Below are 13,819 nucleotides of genomic sequence, written 5' to 3'. Positions count from 1 at the left end.
TCGGGTTCAGCGCAGCGCGTCGGCCACCTCACGGGCCGCGTCCACGACGCGCGGACCGACCCGTTCGGGCACGGCGTCGGCGAGCATCACGACGCCGACGCTGCCCTCCAGGCCGGTGATGCCCACCAGGGGCGCTGCGGCGCCGCTGGCGCCCGCTTCCAGCTCCCCGTGGGTCAGCGTGTACCCGGGCTCGATCAAGGAGCCCTGACGGGCCGCCAGGATCGCCCGGCCCGCGGCCCCGCGGTCGAGCGGGTGGCGGAACCCGGCCCGGTAGGCCACGTGGTAGTCCGTCCAGGTGGGCTCCACCACGGCCACGGCGAGCGCCTCGGTGCCGTCGACGAGGGTCAGGTGCGCGGTGGCACCGATGTCCTCGGCGAGGGACCGCAGCGCGGGCAGGGCCGCCTCGCGTACGAGCGGGTGGACCTGACGTCCCAGCCGCAGCACGCCGAGGCCGACGCGGGCGCGGCCGCCGAGGTCGCGGCGGACCAGGGCGTGCTGCTCCAGCGTGGCGAGGAGGCGGTAGACCACGGTGCGGTTGACACCGAGGCGGTTGGACAGCTCTGTGACGGTCAGACCGTGGTCGGTGTCGGCGAGCAGTTTGAGGACTCTGAGCCCTCTGTCGAGAGTCTGGGAGGTTTCCGCGGTCACGACGCCTCTCCCTCTATCGGTGAGCGGCGGTGACTCTCGCGGGGTGGAGCGCTGCCGTATCCCATTCGGCGACGCACGGAGAGGCCGCCGGTTCAGACCATGGCACCGGCTGCGCTCCCGCGGCGGCACTGCCACGGGGCGTTCAATGCGGGGACAGTAGCGACCGGGTCCGCTCAGCGGAAGGCCTCGTCCAGAATCCGGGCGCCTGCTACCCGTATATGCCGATTCGCTCCGGGCTCGTGTGTCATTTCGTGACCTCCCCCGGCGTAAGAAAGTTTTAAACGACTACTAGTCTGATCACGTTCAAAAGAATGTTGGGGGGTGGTGACGGGCAGGCCGCCCGGAGCCACACGGGAGGGAAAGCACACAAATGAACCTGAAGCGCATGGCCGTCGTAGCCGCCGCAGCCGTGGTCGGTCCGACGGTCCTCATGGCCACGCCGGCGATGGCCGACGAGACCAAGACCACCTCGGTCACGACCCCGGACACCGACCTCACCAAGGACGAGGCCGCGACCCCGGACAAGGCCGAAACCCCGGCCCCGGTCACCGAGGGCAAGCCCGGCCCGGCTCCGGTCGTTCCGCCTGCCCCGGTCGTTCCGCCGGTCGCGGGCGGCAAGCCCGCCCCGGCTCCGACCCCGGGCGTCGACACCGGGCACGGCCTGGACGACGAGGACCTCGAAACCGCCCCCGGGCCGAAGCTGGGCCTGACGGATGTGCCCTCCTCCTTCACGGCGGGCGGCGACTGGGCGGGCTTCAAGGTCACCGTGGACAACGACGGCAAGGTCCAGAAGAGCTACGTGCTCGTGCTGGCCGTCGCCGACGAGCACGGCAAGCTGAAGGCCAAGGACGTACAGGTGCAGGTCCTGGTCGGCGGTACCTGGCACAACGCCCAGATCGTCTCCGAGGACGGCACCCCGGTCGCCCTGCTGACGGACGACATCCGCCTCCCTGAGGGCGCGTCGAACCTGTCCGTCCGCGTCCGCTTCGGCGCGAACGCCCCGGTGGGCGAGATCCTGTTCGCGGCCTCCGGCGGCAGCAACGGCGACGAGGACATCTGGTCCGACACGGCCGTCGAGTACTCGAAGATCACCGCCCGCGGCACCAACGGCGGTGGCAACACCGGCGGCGACCACGGGAACGGCAACGGCAACGCTGGTGGCAACACCAACAACCCGAAGCCTGACGGTGGCATCACCACCCCGGTCGTCGACCACAACGCCGGCAACGCGGGCAACACGGGCAGCACCAACGCCGGTGGCGAGCTGGCCGAGACCGGCGCTGACGCCGCCACTTCTTGGGCCCTCGGCGGCGCGGGCGTGGCCCTCGCCATGGGCGCGGCCCTGGTCGCGGGCACCGGCCGTCGCCGTCGCCCGACCGCGTAGCACCCTCCCGCAGGGCAGCGGAACACCGCAGGACAACGGGAAGGGGTCTGTGCGCGTCACGCGCACGGACCCCTTCCCGTCTGCCACGAGCGGCTCGCCGCCGGATCGCGGCCCGGCTCACCGCCAGGTCACCGCATCCGGGTGGCCCACTCCTGCACCTTCTTGATCCGCTCCCGCAGCTGCCCCGCCGTCGCCTCCGCGCTCGGCGGTCCCCCGCACACCCGCCGCAGCTCGGTGTGGATGACCCCGTGCGGCTTGCCGCTCTGGTGGACGTACGCGCCCACCATCGTGTTCAGCGACTTGCGCAGCTCCAGCAATTCCTTGTGCGAAACCACCGGCCGCCGGTCGGCGGGCAGCTCCAGCAGGTCCGCCTCGGTGTCCGGCTTGCGGCGGCTGTGCGCGATCTGCCGGGCCTGACGCTTGTGCAGCAGCATCTGGACCTGGTCCGGCTCCAGCAGCCCCGGGATCCCGAGGTAGTCCTGCTCCTCCTCGCTGCCGGGGTGCGCCTGCATCCCGAACTCGGCGCCGTCGTACAGCACCCGGTCGAAGACGGCGTCCGACTCCAGCGCCTCGAAGGACATCTGCTCCTCGTCGCCGGTGTCCTCGTCCTCCTGCCGGTTCGCCTCGTCCATCTCCTTCTCGGACTCGGCGTACGGGTCTTCCTCGCCCTGCTTCTTCGGCTTGTCGAGCACGTGGTCGCGCTCGACCTCCATCTCGCTCGCGAAGCCCAGCAGGTAGGGAATGGTCGGAAGGAACACGGACGCGGTCTCGCCGCGCCTGCGCGATCGTACGAACCGGCCGACGGCCTGCGCGAAGAACAGCGGGGTGGAGATCGTCGTCGCGTACACGCCGACCGCGAGCCGGGGTACGTCGACGCCCTCGGACACCATCCGGACCGCGACCATCCAGCGGCTGCCGTCCTCGGTGAAGCTGTCGATCCGCTTCGAGGCGCCCGTGTCGTCGGAGAGGACCACGGTCGCCTTGGTCCCGGTGATGTCCCGGATCAGCTTGGCGTACGCCCGCGCCGACTCCTGGTCGGCGGCGATGACCAGCCCGCCCGCGTCCGGGATGCCCTTCCTGACCTCGGTGAGCCGCTGGTCGGCGGCGCGCAGCACGTTCGGCATCCAGTCGCCGCGCGGGTCCAGCGCGGTGCGCCAGGCCTGCGAGATGGCGTCCTTGGTCATCGGCTCGCCGAGCCGGGCCGCGATCTCGTCGCCCGCCTTGGTGCGCCAGCGCATGTTGCCGCTGTAGGACATGAAGATCACGGGCCGTACGACGCCGTCGGCGAGCGCGTTGCCGTAGCCGTAGGTGTAGTCGGCCGAGGAACGCCGGATCCCGTCGTTCCCCTCCTCGTACGTCACGAAGGGGATCGGGTTCGCGTCGGAGCGGAAGGGCGTTCCGGTCAGCGTGAGCCGCCGGGTCGCCGGGTCGAAGGCCTCCAGGCACGCCTCGCCCCAGGACTTCGAGTCACCCGCGTGGTGGATCTCGTCCAGGATCACCAGGGTCTTGCGCTGCTCGCACCGGTTGCGGTGGAGCATCGGCCGTACGCCGACACCCGCGTAGGTGACGGCGACGCCGTGGTAGTCCTTGCTGAGCGGCCCCGCCGAATAGTCGGGGTCGAGCCGGATGCCTATCCGGGCCGCCGCTTCCGCCCACTGCTTCTTCAGGTGCTCGGTGGGCGCGACGACGGTCACCTGCTGCACGACGTGGTGGTGCAGCAGCCAGGAGGCGAGGGTCAGGGCGAAAGTGGTCTTGCCCGCGCCGGGGGTCGCGACGGCCATGAAGTCGCGCGGCTGGGTTTCGAGGTATCGGGTGAGCGCACCCTCCTGCCAGGCACGCAGCTTGCTGGCGGTACCCCACGGCGCACGGCCGGGGAAGGCGGGAGAGAGGTGGTGGGAGGCGGTAGTAGTCACGGTCTCCGGTTCGGGCTCTCGGTGGCGTATCCATTACGGGCAGCGGTACGGGCGGCAGGCAGTCGTACGTAGGACAACCGTGCCACCCTACCGGCCCCCGCCGGGGCCCGCCGGAGGGACAGGCCCGTGACCTCGGCGGGTGCGGCGAGCGTCACACCGGGTGCGCCGCGGGGCTCAGCGCGCGCAGGCGGCCCGCGATCCGCCCGATGTCCCCCTCCGTACCGGACGCCACGTCGATGACCAGGCGGTACGCCGTCCCCTGGTCGGCGTCGGCGAGGTCGGTCCCGTTCACGGCGAGGAAGGTGGCGGCCGCGAGCCAGGCGGTCCGCTTGTTCCCGTCGACCAGGGGGTGGTTCGCGGCGATGCCGTGGAGCAGCGCGGCGGCCTGCTCGTACGGGTCGGCGTAGGCCGGGGTCCCCATCATGCGCGCCCGCGGCCGGTGCACGGCGGATTCCAGCAGGCCGGGGGCGCGCAGCCGCACGGGCTGGTCCCGGGCCAGGCAGGCGAGCCGGGCCAGGTCGGCGACCTCGGCGAGGGTGAGGTGGCGGACGTCCGGCCGGACCTCGGTCCCGCCCCGCTCCGCGCTCACGCGCCGAGCCGCTTCAGCAGCGGGGCGTGGGCCGCGGCGAGGCGCTCGGCGGCGGCGGCCACCCGGTCGCGCTCCCGGCCCAGGTGGGCCCGTACCGCCTCCAGCGCGCACTCCTCGGGCGTACGTCCGCACGCGTCGGCCAGATCGGCCAGCTCGGCGCGCTCGGTGTCGGACAGGCCGATGATCAGCTCGTTCATCCGTGGAGCGTAGCCGGGCGGCCCTACCGGACTCAGCCGGTTTTCGCGGCCGGGGACGGCGTCGGCTCCGTAGTGGCGACGCGCGTGGCGACCCAGGCGCCGACCAGGGCCACCGCCGCCATCGGCAGGAAGACGGCCACGAACGCCCCCGGATGGGAGGGCCCGGCCCCGGCCGCCCCGGTCACGGCGTGCGCGGCTCCGACGGAACCCCCGCCGAGCGCGGCGAAGGCGGCCCCGCCGATGGCCAGCAGCACCACGTTGGCGAGGGCGTCGGAGATCTGCAGGGCGGCCGAGTTGGCCCCCGCCTCCTGCGGCGGCGACAACTGGAGCAGCAGCACGCTGGTCGGGCCGATCACCAGGCCCATGCCCAGGCAGCCGAACCCCCAGACGACGGCCAGCGTCCACACCGGCACCGCCTCGATCAGTACGGCGGGCGCGGCGGCGACGGAGAACGCCACCAGCAGCATTCCGGCCACCATGAGCCGCTCGCGGTGAGGCACGGCCCGCGCCTTGGACTGCACCCAGGAGCCCAGCGCCCAGGTGGCCCCGCCGAGGGCCAGCGAGAACCCGGCCAGCGTGGGGCTCAGCCCGCGCTGGGTCACCAGCATCAGCGGCACGAAGCTCTCGGCCGCGATGAACGCACCGGCCGCCACCCCGCGCAGCAGCACCACGGCGGGCAGCCCGCGCCGGGCCAGGTACGTCCCGCGCGGCAGCAGACCCCGCACGGCGGGCACGAGCAGCGCGGTGCCCACGAGGGCGGGCACGAGCGAGAGCCAGCGCAGGTCCTGGGCGGCGTACTGGAGCAGCCCGGCGCCCAGCGAGATGCCGAAGGCGAGCCGGATCCGGCGCCGGTCGAAGGGCTGCGGGGCGGCGTCCTTGTCGACGGGCCCGCCCGCGCTCCGGCGGATCTCCGGCAGGGCGACCAGCAGCGGGACGATGACCATGGCCGGAATTCCGAGGAACACCCAGCGCCAGCCGAGGTGCTCGGTGACCGTGCCGGAGATCAGCGGACCGACGATGGACGGCACGACCCAGCTCGCGGCGAAGGCCGCCATGATCACGGGGCGGAGCCGCTCCTCATAGGCGCGCCCGACGACGACGTACAGGGCGACGATCACCAGCCCGCCACCGAGCCCCTGCACGGCCCGGCCGAGGACGAACACCCACATGGAAGCGGCCGTTCCGGAGAACAGCAACCCGGCGGCGACCCCGCCGATCCCCACGGTGAGCGCGCCGAGCGGACCGCTGCGGTCGGACCACTGCCCGGCCAGGACCATGCCGAAGAGGCTGGTGGTGAAGTAGGAGGAGAAGGCGAAGGCGTAGAGGGCGATCCCGTCCAGCTCGCGGGCGGCGACGGGCATGGCCGTACCGACGGCGGTGGCCTCGAACGCGATGATGAAGATGACGGAGATGATCCCGATGCTGAGCGTCCGGTGCGCCGCGCCCATGATCCCGCCCGATGACTGCGGCGCAGCCGCGGGGACGGGATCGGGTGCTATCTCGGGTGCACGGGGTTCGAGGGCGCTCATCGCCCCAGCGTAAGGGGCATATCCGGGGTTCGTCCCTGTCATTACGACCGATCTTCGCCTCCGCCTCCGGTCCTAGTGCTGTGGGGTCGACGGCCCGTCGGGCGGGTGCGCTCCGGACCAGGGGACCTCGCGCAGCGGTTCGTCCCGGTGTCCGTCCGACCTCCGGCGGCCACGCACGCTCGCCGCGTCTACGTCGGTGCGGTGGCCGCCGGTTGTGAACGGGGTATGGCAGTCGCGTTGCGTCCGCGCCGATCCCCTTCCCCCCGCCCCGGCCGCCCTCTTACGGTCGTCTCATCACCACAGCCGTGTGCCCGAGTGGTTGAGGGACTCGCCTGCAAAGCGAGTTACGCCGGTTCGATTCCGGTCACGGCTTCTGAACGCTTGACCAGGCGCACCAACGACAGGGCGGCACCCCGGAACGGGGTGCCGCCCTGTCGTTGGTGACCTTCACTACCGCGCTCGGCCCCGAGGGCCTCGCGGCCGTCACATGCAGCTGGGGACAGCCACGCTGCCGGCATTGCTGACGCTGCCTGTCAGCGCGTCGACGGCGACCACCTGCATGCGCCGACTGGACGACTGTCCGCACTGGTACGCACTCACCGAGTCCTGGCCGTAGGCGGTGCTGCCCACGTACCGGAAATCCCGACCGGGTTCCAAGCCGTAGAAGGCGAACGTCGAGCCGGGCCCCCTCACATGCAAGCGACGGTCAATGTTTTCCCAGTAGCTGGACGTGCCATTGGCAGGCATCTCCGGGTAGCGCACATATCCCGTATACGCAGTCTCATCGCTGCGCTTGTTCCAAAAACGACTATTGCCGGAATGGAGGACGCAGACGTGGTCTGAGGGTCGGGTTTCACGCCAGACATATCCCGGCTTGCAGGTATCCGGGCCATAGGCTCCGCCACCCGGCTGCGCATTCGAGGAGGCTGCCGCATTCTCGTGCTGCGTCTGCGTCCGCCACGGCGGGCTGACACACACGTAGTCGCCCGGTACGGCTTCCCTCCATACGAGTCCGGTCTTGCAGGTGTAGGGTCCGTAATCATCGGCTTGTGCGGCGGGCGCGAAGGTAAGCGTCCCGGCCGCCAGGGCCATGACTGCAAGGCCTTTGACCGACAGCCAACGCAAGCGACGAGCATGCGCGGTAAAGCCTTTCGCGCCCATTCGAATCCTCCACACTGGCCTGTCGGCGCAGAGAGAATTACCACCGAGGTGAGAGCACTGAAGCGGTCAGCATCAGAAACTGACCGTTCCTCCAGCTCAGCACACGCACTTGAGTTCGGCAACTCCGGCCGGAGCCAAGCAGATCGCCCCCTTTCCGCGGTTCCGCGGCAGCGACTCGGACGCCCCTCGGCGGTTGTCCGCGGGCAGGCTCCGGCGCGGCCGCGACGGTGGCCGCACCGGGCCCGATGAGTCGAGGCCGACCTCAGGGTTCGGGGTACCGCCAGAGCGATGTACGACTCCGCTCCGTCTCACCTTCCGTCTCGTTCACGGGCGCACGCCGACGACTGAGAGAATCTGACGGTCCCTCACCCGGCCTGTGCCTGCGGGAGAATGAACATCGATGGGCCTCGGCGGATCCTGCTCGAACCAGCCGGGACGAACGTGCGCAGCGAGTTGCGCCGTGCCCGCGCCTCGCGCCTCACGACCCCCGTGCCTCACGACCCCCGTGCCTCACGACCCTCACGCCTCACGACCCTCACGCCTCGCCCTTCACGCCTCGCAGAGCAGCTGGCGTTGGGCGGAGTCGAAGTACTGCCTCATCAGGCTCGTGAGGACCCGCTGGTCGTCGGTGTCCTGGGCGGTGGCCTCACGGACCCGGCCGCTGATCCGCAGCCGTACCTCGAAGGGGTCCTCCAGCGGCCGCTCGCAGGTGAACGTGACCGCGGCGCCGTCCGCCCAGACCCGCCCCCGGATCCCGAAGGGCAGGGGCTCGGGCTCCGCCCCCGCCTCATCCCCCGGCGCGTCCCCCGCCTCCCCGTCGGTGGCACCGTCACCGTCCTCGGCCGTCTCCGGCGCCGACAGGGAGACGGTGGGGCCGGGGGGCCGTTTGGCCTCGGCCAGGAACCTGCCCTCGCCGTCCACGTCGACGTGACAGGCGGCGACCTGGTTGTCCCGCGCCAGGACGAACCCCCCGGACACGTTCACCGTGGCCTCGTCCCCGTCCCCCACGACCCGAGCCAGGTCGGCCCGGTCGAAGACCCCCCAGCACCCGCGCTCGGGCAGCTCCGGCACCCCGGCGGCCTTGAGGACCCCGCCCCCGGCACACCCGCTCAGCACGCCCGCCCCGATGGCCAGCGCGCCGATGCGCAAGAGACCTCTGTGCCCGCGTCGGTGCAACACCCCAGGAGCCGCCTTCCCTCACGCCGGGCTGCTCCCGGACCGTTGGTCCCGCCCATCTTGGCGCCCCGGGCGCACCTGGACCAGACCCGTATCCGGCCGCTCCGTCTCAACTGGACAGGCCGCCGCCGTCGCCGCAGCCCAGCTCCTTCGCCACGGCGCGCGCGGCGGAGTACGCGATGGCGAGGTAGTCCTTCGCGAGCGCGGCATCCCCGTCGCTACCGCTCCACCGGTCCTTGAAGACGGCGGTGATCCGCAGGGGAACCTCGCGGGTGGAGCCGACGCGGGAGCTGACACAGTCGAAGGCCACGCCCCGTTCCTTCTCGCCACGGGACTCGCGGACGCCCGTCTGCATGCCGCCCGGCGCGCCGCCCTGCTGGTCCGCATTGCGGCTTTCGGCGGACAGCCGGATCTCTGCCGACCTGTTCGTACCCACCCGGCCCGTCACTGTGCACGGCGCCACCGGCGCCTCCCGGACCTTGGGGCCCGCGCGGTAGGCACCCTCCAGGGCCTCGCCCATGGCCGTGACACCGACGGCCTGCTGGGCATCCCGGATCAGGTACGACGACTGCACCACACGTTCGAGCGCCTCACCGCTCGCTGCGTCGAGCAGGCCGGGACAGGCCTCCCCCACCGCCACGGTCGGATACTTGGCCGAGGCGGAGGCCCGCGGTGAAGCGGACTCGTCCGGGCCCTTCCCGGACCGCTGCTCCCGCACATCTTGGCGCGTCGGCGTCAGCGCGTCAGACCCTGCACTTCGACTGCTGCTTGGCGGCGTCCAGCAGTTTCGCGACGAGTTTGGCGAACAGGGGGCGGCGCTCTTCGGGCTTCATCTTGTCAACGTCGCCGCTGACATGTACCTCGAGCCCGAACTCGTCAGTGCCACCCCTGCAATTGACGAGCGCCCTCGCGCCGACGTTATACACGATCGCGTCGTCACCGAGAGCCAGCGGATCCGCCGCCGGGTGGATCGTCTCGCGATTCCAGAAGAAGCTCTGCCCCAACGGCTGCCGGGTGGCCGATGCCTGGAAGTAGTTTGAGCCGGCCGCGACGGTGCAGGTGACGCCTCTACGTGCAGCGGTCAGCTCGGCATCCGATGCCCCGGAGACCCTCACGTCATCACCGTCGCCCAGAAAGGGCGCCAGGTCGTCCCGCGTAAAGACCCCGAAGCAGGTCCGTTCCTGCAGCAGCTGCGCCGCCGGCTTCGCCTCCTCGCCACAACCGGTGAGCCCCACCATCGTGGCCAGCCCGGCAGCGAGTATGCGCGGAACCCGGCCGACACGCATCAGGAACCGCCGTTGGCGGTCGCGACCTGACCACGGCCTACAGCGTGGGCGTTCGATGTTTCCGTCGAGGCCACACCGGCCAAAGCGTCGATGGTCCGCTGACTCATACCGGTTCCGCTCGCCGCCTTGCGAACCGATTGCCCTGCCGAGAGGCTCGCCTCTCCCTCCGCGTCCGAGTAGTCGTACACCGCTTTGCTGTTGACCTCGCCGGTTTTGATCGCCTGGTCCTTCTCGGCCCGCTCGACCACGCTCTCGGTCACGTCCTCCTGGAGCCACTCCACGAGATCGCCGGCCACCGGCACCAACTCCAGGTACTTGCCGCCCGCCGCGCTGATCCCCCGATTGACCCACTTGGCGTTGTCTTCGACGCCCTTGACGTACTCCTCCGCCGTGTGAGCACTCTTGGCAAACGTGCCCTCAGCCCGCGCTTCCGACAGGATGCCCGCGATCTGACCGCCCGGGTGGACGGCGCTCTTGATCCCCGCGTCGACGTCCTCGTACTCCGCCCGGTGGACGATGACATCGTTGACCAACGTCGTCGTGAACGCCCGCGAGGCGTTGGTCATCGCGCCGTACGCGTCCGGATCCTGGCCCACCGCGCCGATGAAGTTCGCCATGTCGGCTTTGTGGAACTCGGCCATCTCCCCAGTGACCTTGATCATCCCGCTGCCGTTCTCGGCCGAGGCCTGGATGTCCGGCATGTATTCGGCGGCCATCTGGCCGAAGTGGCCCGACAGGCCGCTCAGTGGGCCGTCCTCGCCCGGCTTCGGGTGGACCAACTCCGGCTTGTCGCCGATCTTCTCGACCACCCGTTCCATGACGTCGGCCATACCCTTGGTGTGCGGGACCGGTTTGGCGTCCTCGTCGCCGGCCACTCGGCCCGAGACGGCGGTCTCCAGGGCGTTGCCGACGGCCTCCTGGGCCGGATTGGGCTCGCCAATCCGCGTCGTGTCGAAGGCGTCCACGTACGGCTGCTTGTCGAGCATGTAGTCGACCATGCCCTGCGCCTTGCCGTGCTGCCCGCTGACCACCTTGTCAGCCGTGGTGACGATCCCGTCACCGTTGGTGTCGGAGCGCACCGGCTCGTTGAAGAAGGCCGTCGCCGCGTCCGGATTGTTGCCGAGTGCCTCCATCAGGCCCGTCAGCGGGTAGAAGCCCCTGCCGCCCTCGGCTCCGTGGTTGAGGATGACGCCCGGATCGATCGGGGCGGTGTGTTCCCAGATCTTCGGGTTCTTGTCGTCCATCGCGACCATGTCGCGGCCGACCGAGGTCAGGAAGTCCTTGTCGTACGTGCCCTCGCGCAGCAGCGAGCCGAGTGCCTGGTAGCCGTAAACCTTCTGCGTCAGGCCGACGTCCATCTCCTTGCGCCCGGCCTTCATCAGCTGCGTCGTCCACGCGGCGTCGAGGTGGTTCGGTACGTCCTTGTGCGTGGCCAGGCCGAGCATCGCGCCCAGGTCGCTCTGGATGTTGCCGACCATGAGGGTGCGGTCCTGGCCCGCCGGGCCGAGCATGCTGGAGTCCAGCGACATCTTCGCGTACATCTGGAGCGTGGCCTCGGGTCCCACCTGCCGGTAGAAGCCCGTCGCGAACTCGGGGTCGGCGCGGTTGTCGTCGAGCAGGTCCTCCAGCTCGCGCAGCGCCTCGACGTTGCGGGCCGTACCGCCCTCGCCGGTCACCTTCTTCATCAGGTCGGCGGCCCGGTCCACCTGTTCGGCGTCCAGAGTCGTGTACTTCGGCGTGGTGAAGTTGTGCTCGTCCGTGACGTTGGCCTGGAGCACCCGGGCCAGCGAGTCGTCGGCGTCGGCGCAGTCCTCGACGGCCCGGTCGACCTGCGCCTGCCACGCGTCGCGGTTCTCCCGCACCGTCTGCTGGTAGTCGGGGTCGTGCTGGGCGGCGTACCGCTCCTTGGCGTCCGCGATCGGTACGGGCGTGACGCGCCCCGTGGCGTCGATCTGGTACCCGGCGGCCGGGGCGTCCACGTCCACGATCTTCTTGAGCTGGTCCCGGGCCGCCTTGAAGGTGGCGTGCCCGTCCGCCAGCGCGAGGTGGACGCCCTCGGCCTCCTTGGCCGCGTCGTCGAACTCCTTCGCGGTCTTGGCCACGAAGGGCTTCGTCACGTCCGCGTTGGCGCCCTTCCAGTCGGCCTTGTCCGCCTTGGCCCGCATGCCGGTACGGGCCGTCTCGGCCAGCTCCGCCAGTTTCGTGGCCATCGCGCCCCAGTCCTGGACGGCGGTCTGGAGCTGCTCCAGCGGAGCGTTCATCACGTTCTCGAACGTCAGCACGTACCTGCGATGCCTTCCTACGGGCCTGGCGGCCTACTTGAGGTACTCGTTGACCTTCGACGCCGAGAGCGCGGCCACGAGGTCCGCCTCTTCCTTCGCGTGGGAGGCCACGGTGTAGTCCAGGTGGTTGGAGATGTTCGCGCAGGCCGCGACGAGCACCTTCAGCTGGGAACTCCAGCGGTCGTGCACCTTGAGCAGGGCCGCGCCGCTGGTGAAGTTCCGGTTGGTGAGGGCGATCGCCGCTTCGAAGGTCGCCACGCGGGCGTGATCGCCGTCGCGCGAGAGCCGGTCGTGCAGGACGTACGCGTCGCTGCCGACCGCGCCGAGATCGTCATCGGCGATGCTCAGGTCCGCCCCGCCGGGTCCGCCGGGGCCGGGCTCGGCGGGGACGTGGTTGAGGCGAACGGCAGCGCGCGCGGAGGACCACTCTTGTTCGAAGGACATCCGGTCCGGTGCTCCTACGGTCGGTTGGTGCGGCGTACGACGACTGCGGTGACGGCGCCGCCTATCACCAGGCACGCGCCCAGCCCGATGGCGATCCAGGTCACGGCCCCGAGCCCGCCGCCGGCTTCCTCGGCCACGGGCACCCGGGTCGCCTTCTCGGGCGTCTTGCCGTCTCCGGAGGCCGAAGGAGTGGCGGAGGGCGCCTTGCCCTTCGCCTCGGCGGCGGCCAGGTCGGGCAACGGGTAGACGTTGGCCGGACCGGGATCACCCGGGGTCGCGAGCGCGATCCGGGGGCGGACGACGCCGTAGCCGATGAAGTCGTTCCGCTCGGCGCCGTCGCGGGGCTTGCCGGAGGTGTTGAGCAGGACACGAAGGACCTGGTTGTTGGTCCAGTCGGGGTGGGCGGACCAGATGAGGGCGGCGGAGGCGGAGGCTAGGGCTGTGGCGTCGCTGGTGCCGTGCCCCTTGCAGATACCCGTCTCACCCGCGCACGCCGCCACGATGTCCATGCCGGGTGCCGCCAGGTCAACTTGTGCACCGCGCTGCGACTCTGCTGTGGCATTTGCCTGTCGGTCGATCGCAGAGACTCCGACTACTCCAGCCGTGGCAGCGGGGTAGAGCACCGGGTTTTCGCCGACACCGGTATTGCCCACGCCGGCGAAGAGCAGCTTGCCCTTCGACAGTGCGTACTTCACAGCATCAGGGAGCTGAGGATCCTCCCCCTTTCGCGCCAGAGAAATGCTGATGATCTTGGCGTCTGAGTCAGCTGCGTACCGGATCGCCTGAATCCACGAAGGAGTCTCTCCATCACCGCCTTCCTCGTGAGGCACACGAATCGGCAGAATCTTCGCGTCTGGCGCCAGACCGAACGCCCCGTCCCCACCAGGCCCCTTGCCTGTCCCGGCAATAGCTCCCGCCATTGCCGTGCCGTGATTCTCATAGTCGGTGCGCTCGTCGCCCTTATAGCCGACAGCCAGGTCCTTACCGGGCAGAACCTGGCCCTCGAGTTCCGGCACCTTCCCCACACCCGTATCGATCACGGCGACAGTAATGCCCTTGCCGGTGCTCGTCTTCCACATCTCATCAGCGTGCATCGACTCGAGATGCCATTGCTGGGCCCGAATGGTCTCCGCGTGGGCCGGAGTCGCGGCGACTCCGGCCAGCAGAACGCCCATCATGACCGACGTAACTCTCCGCATGCGCATCTCGT

General features: G+C 70.5%; 13 protein-coding genes and 1 tRNA gene. 2 read left to right on the top strand and 12 right to left on the bottom strand.

All coding sequences use genetic code 11. The annotated features are described in order from the left end of the window. Positions 1-6: 6 nt before the first annotated feature. A complete protein-coding gene (locus tag QMF80_RS01805; RefSeq protein WP_007264382.1) occupies positions 7-648 on the bottom strand; it encodes an IclR family transcriptional regulator in 642 nt (213 codons plus the stop codon). 370 nt (positions 649-1,018) lie between these two features. Here QMF80_RS01805 and QMF80_RS01800 point away from each other — a divergent pair, with 370 nt between their 5' ends. Continuing rightward, positions 1,019-2,032: a hypothetical protein gene (locus QMF80_RS01800; protein WP_283448879.1), complete on the top strand. Its 1,014-nt coding sequence runs from the start codon at positions 1,019-1,021 to the stop codon at positions 2,030-2,032. A 128-nt stretch (positions 2,033-2,160) separates the two neighbouring features. Here QMF80_RS01800 and QMF80_RS01795 read toward each other — a convergent pair whose 3' ends face one another. From QMF80_RS01795 to QMF80_RS01780, 4 genes are all read right to left on the bottom strand, one after another. After that, a complete protein-coding gene (locus tag QMF80_RS01795; RefSeq protein WP_283448878.1) occupies positions 2,161-3,945 on the bottom strand; it encodes a DEAD/DEAH box helicase in 1,785 nt (594 codons plus the stop codon). 151 nt (positions 3,946-4,096) lie between these two features. Beyond that, positions 4,097-4,534, bottom strand: coding sequence for a type II toxin-antitoxin system death-on-curing family toxin (locus tag QMF80_RS01790; protein WP_283448877.1), 438 nt, complete (start codon positions 4,532-4,534; stop codon positions 4,097-4,099). Further along, on the bottom strand, positions 4,531-4,731 hold the full coding sequence (locus QMF80_RS01785) for a hypothetical protein (protein ID WP_283448876.1): 201 nt from the start codon (positions 4,729-4,731) through the stop codon (positions 4,531-4,533). The genes QMF80_RS01790 and QMF80_RS01785 overlap by 4 nt, the downstream gene beginning before the upstream one ends. 32 nt (positions 4,732-4,763) lie before the next feature. Next, positions 4,764-6,260 carry an MFS transporter gene (locus QMF80_RS01780; protein WP_283448875.1) on the bottom strand — a complete coding sequence of 499 codons (1,497 nt, stop codon included), beginning with the start codon at positions 6,258-6,260 and terminating at the stop codon, positions 4,764-4,766. Between the two features lie 301 nt (positions 6,261-6,561). On the opposite strand from QMF80_RS01780, the gene QMF80_RS01775 reads away from it, so the two are divergent. Continuing rightward, a tRNA-Cys gene (locus QMF80_RS01775) sits at positions 6,562-6,633 on the top strand. 110 nt (positions 6,634-6,743) lie between these two features. Here QMF80_RS01775 and QMF80_RS01770 read toward each other — a convergent pair. The 7 genes from QMF80_RS01770 to mycP all read right to left on the bottom strand — a co-directional run bounded on the left by QMF80_RS01770 (position 6,744) and on the right by mycP (position 13,787). Then, a complete protein-coding gene (locus QMF80_RS01770) occupies positions 6,744-7,421 on the bottom strand; it encodes a hypothetical protein (RefSeq protein ID WP_283448874.1) in 678 nt (225 codons plus the stop codon). 549 nt (positions 7,422-7,970) lie between these two features. Continuing rightward, positions 7,971-8,570 carry a hypothetical protein gene (locus tag QMF80_RS01765; RefSeq protein ID WP_283448873.1) on the bottom strand — a complete coding sequence of 200 codons (600 nt, stop codon included), beginning with the start codon at positions 8,568-8,570 and terminating at the stop codon, positions 7,971-7,973. A 136-nt stretch (positions 8,571-8,706) separates the two neighbouring features. After that, positions 8,707-9,237: a hypothetical protein gene (locus tag QMF80_RS01760; RefSeq protein ID WP_283448872.1), complete on the bottom strand. Its 531-nt coding sequence runs from the start codon at positions 9,235-9,237 to the stop codon at positions 8,707-8,709. Between the two features lie 103 nt (positions 9,238-9,340). After that, on the bottom strand, positions 9,341-9,835 hold the full coding sequence (locus tag QMF80_RS01755) for a hypothetical protein (protein ID WP_283448871.1): 495 nt from the start codon (positions 9,833-9,835) through the stop codon (positions 9,341-9,343). A gap of 47 nt (positions 9,836-9,882) precedes the next feature. Then, positions 9,883-12,165, bottom strand: a complete 2,283-nt coding sequence (locus tag QMF80_RS01750; protein ID WP_283448870.1) for a hypothetical protein — start codon at positions 12,163-12,165, stop codon at positions 9,883-9,885. Between the two features lie 33 nt (positions 12,166-12,198). Next, a complete protein-coding gene (locus tag QMF80_RS01745; RefSeq protein WP_283448869.1) occupies positions 12,199-12,609 on the bottom strand; it encodes a hypothetical protein in 411 nt (136 codons plus the stop codon). Between the two features lie 14 nt (positions 12,610-12,623). Further along, positions 12,624-13,787 carry a type VII secretion-associated serine protease mycosin gene (gene mycP / locus QMF80_RS01740; RefSeq protein WP_283448868.1) on the bottom strand — a complete coding sequence of 388 codons (1,164 nt, stop codon included), beginning with the start codon at positions 13,785-13,787 and terminating at the stop codon, positions 12,624-12,626. Between the last annotated feature and the right edge of the window lie 32 nt (positions 13,788-13,819).

The organism is Streptomyces sp. G-G2 (assembly GCF_030063135.1).
Classification (GTDB): Bacteria; Actinomycetota; Actinomycetes; order Streptomycetales; family Streptomycetaceae; genus Streptomyces.
Note: the sequence above shows the minus strand (reverse complement) of the source record. Positions and strands in the feature narration are given on the sequence as shown.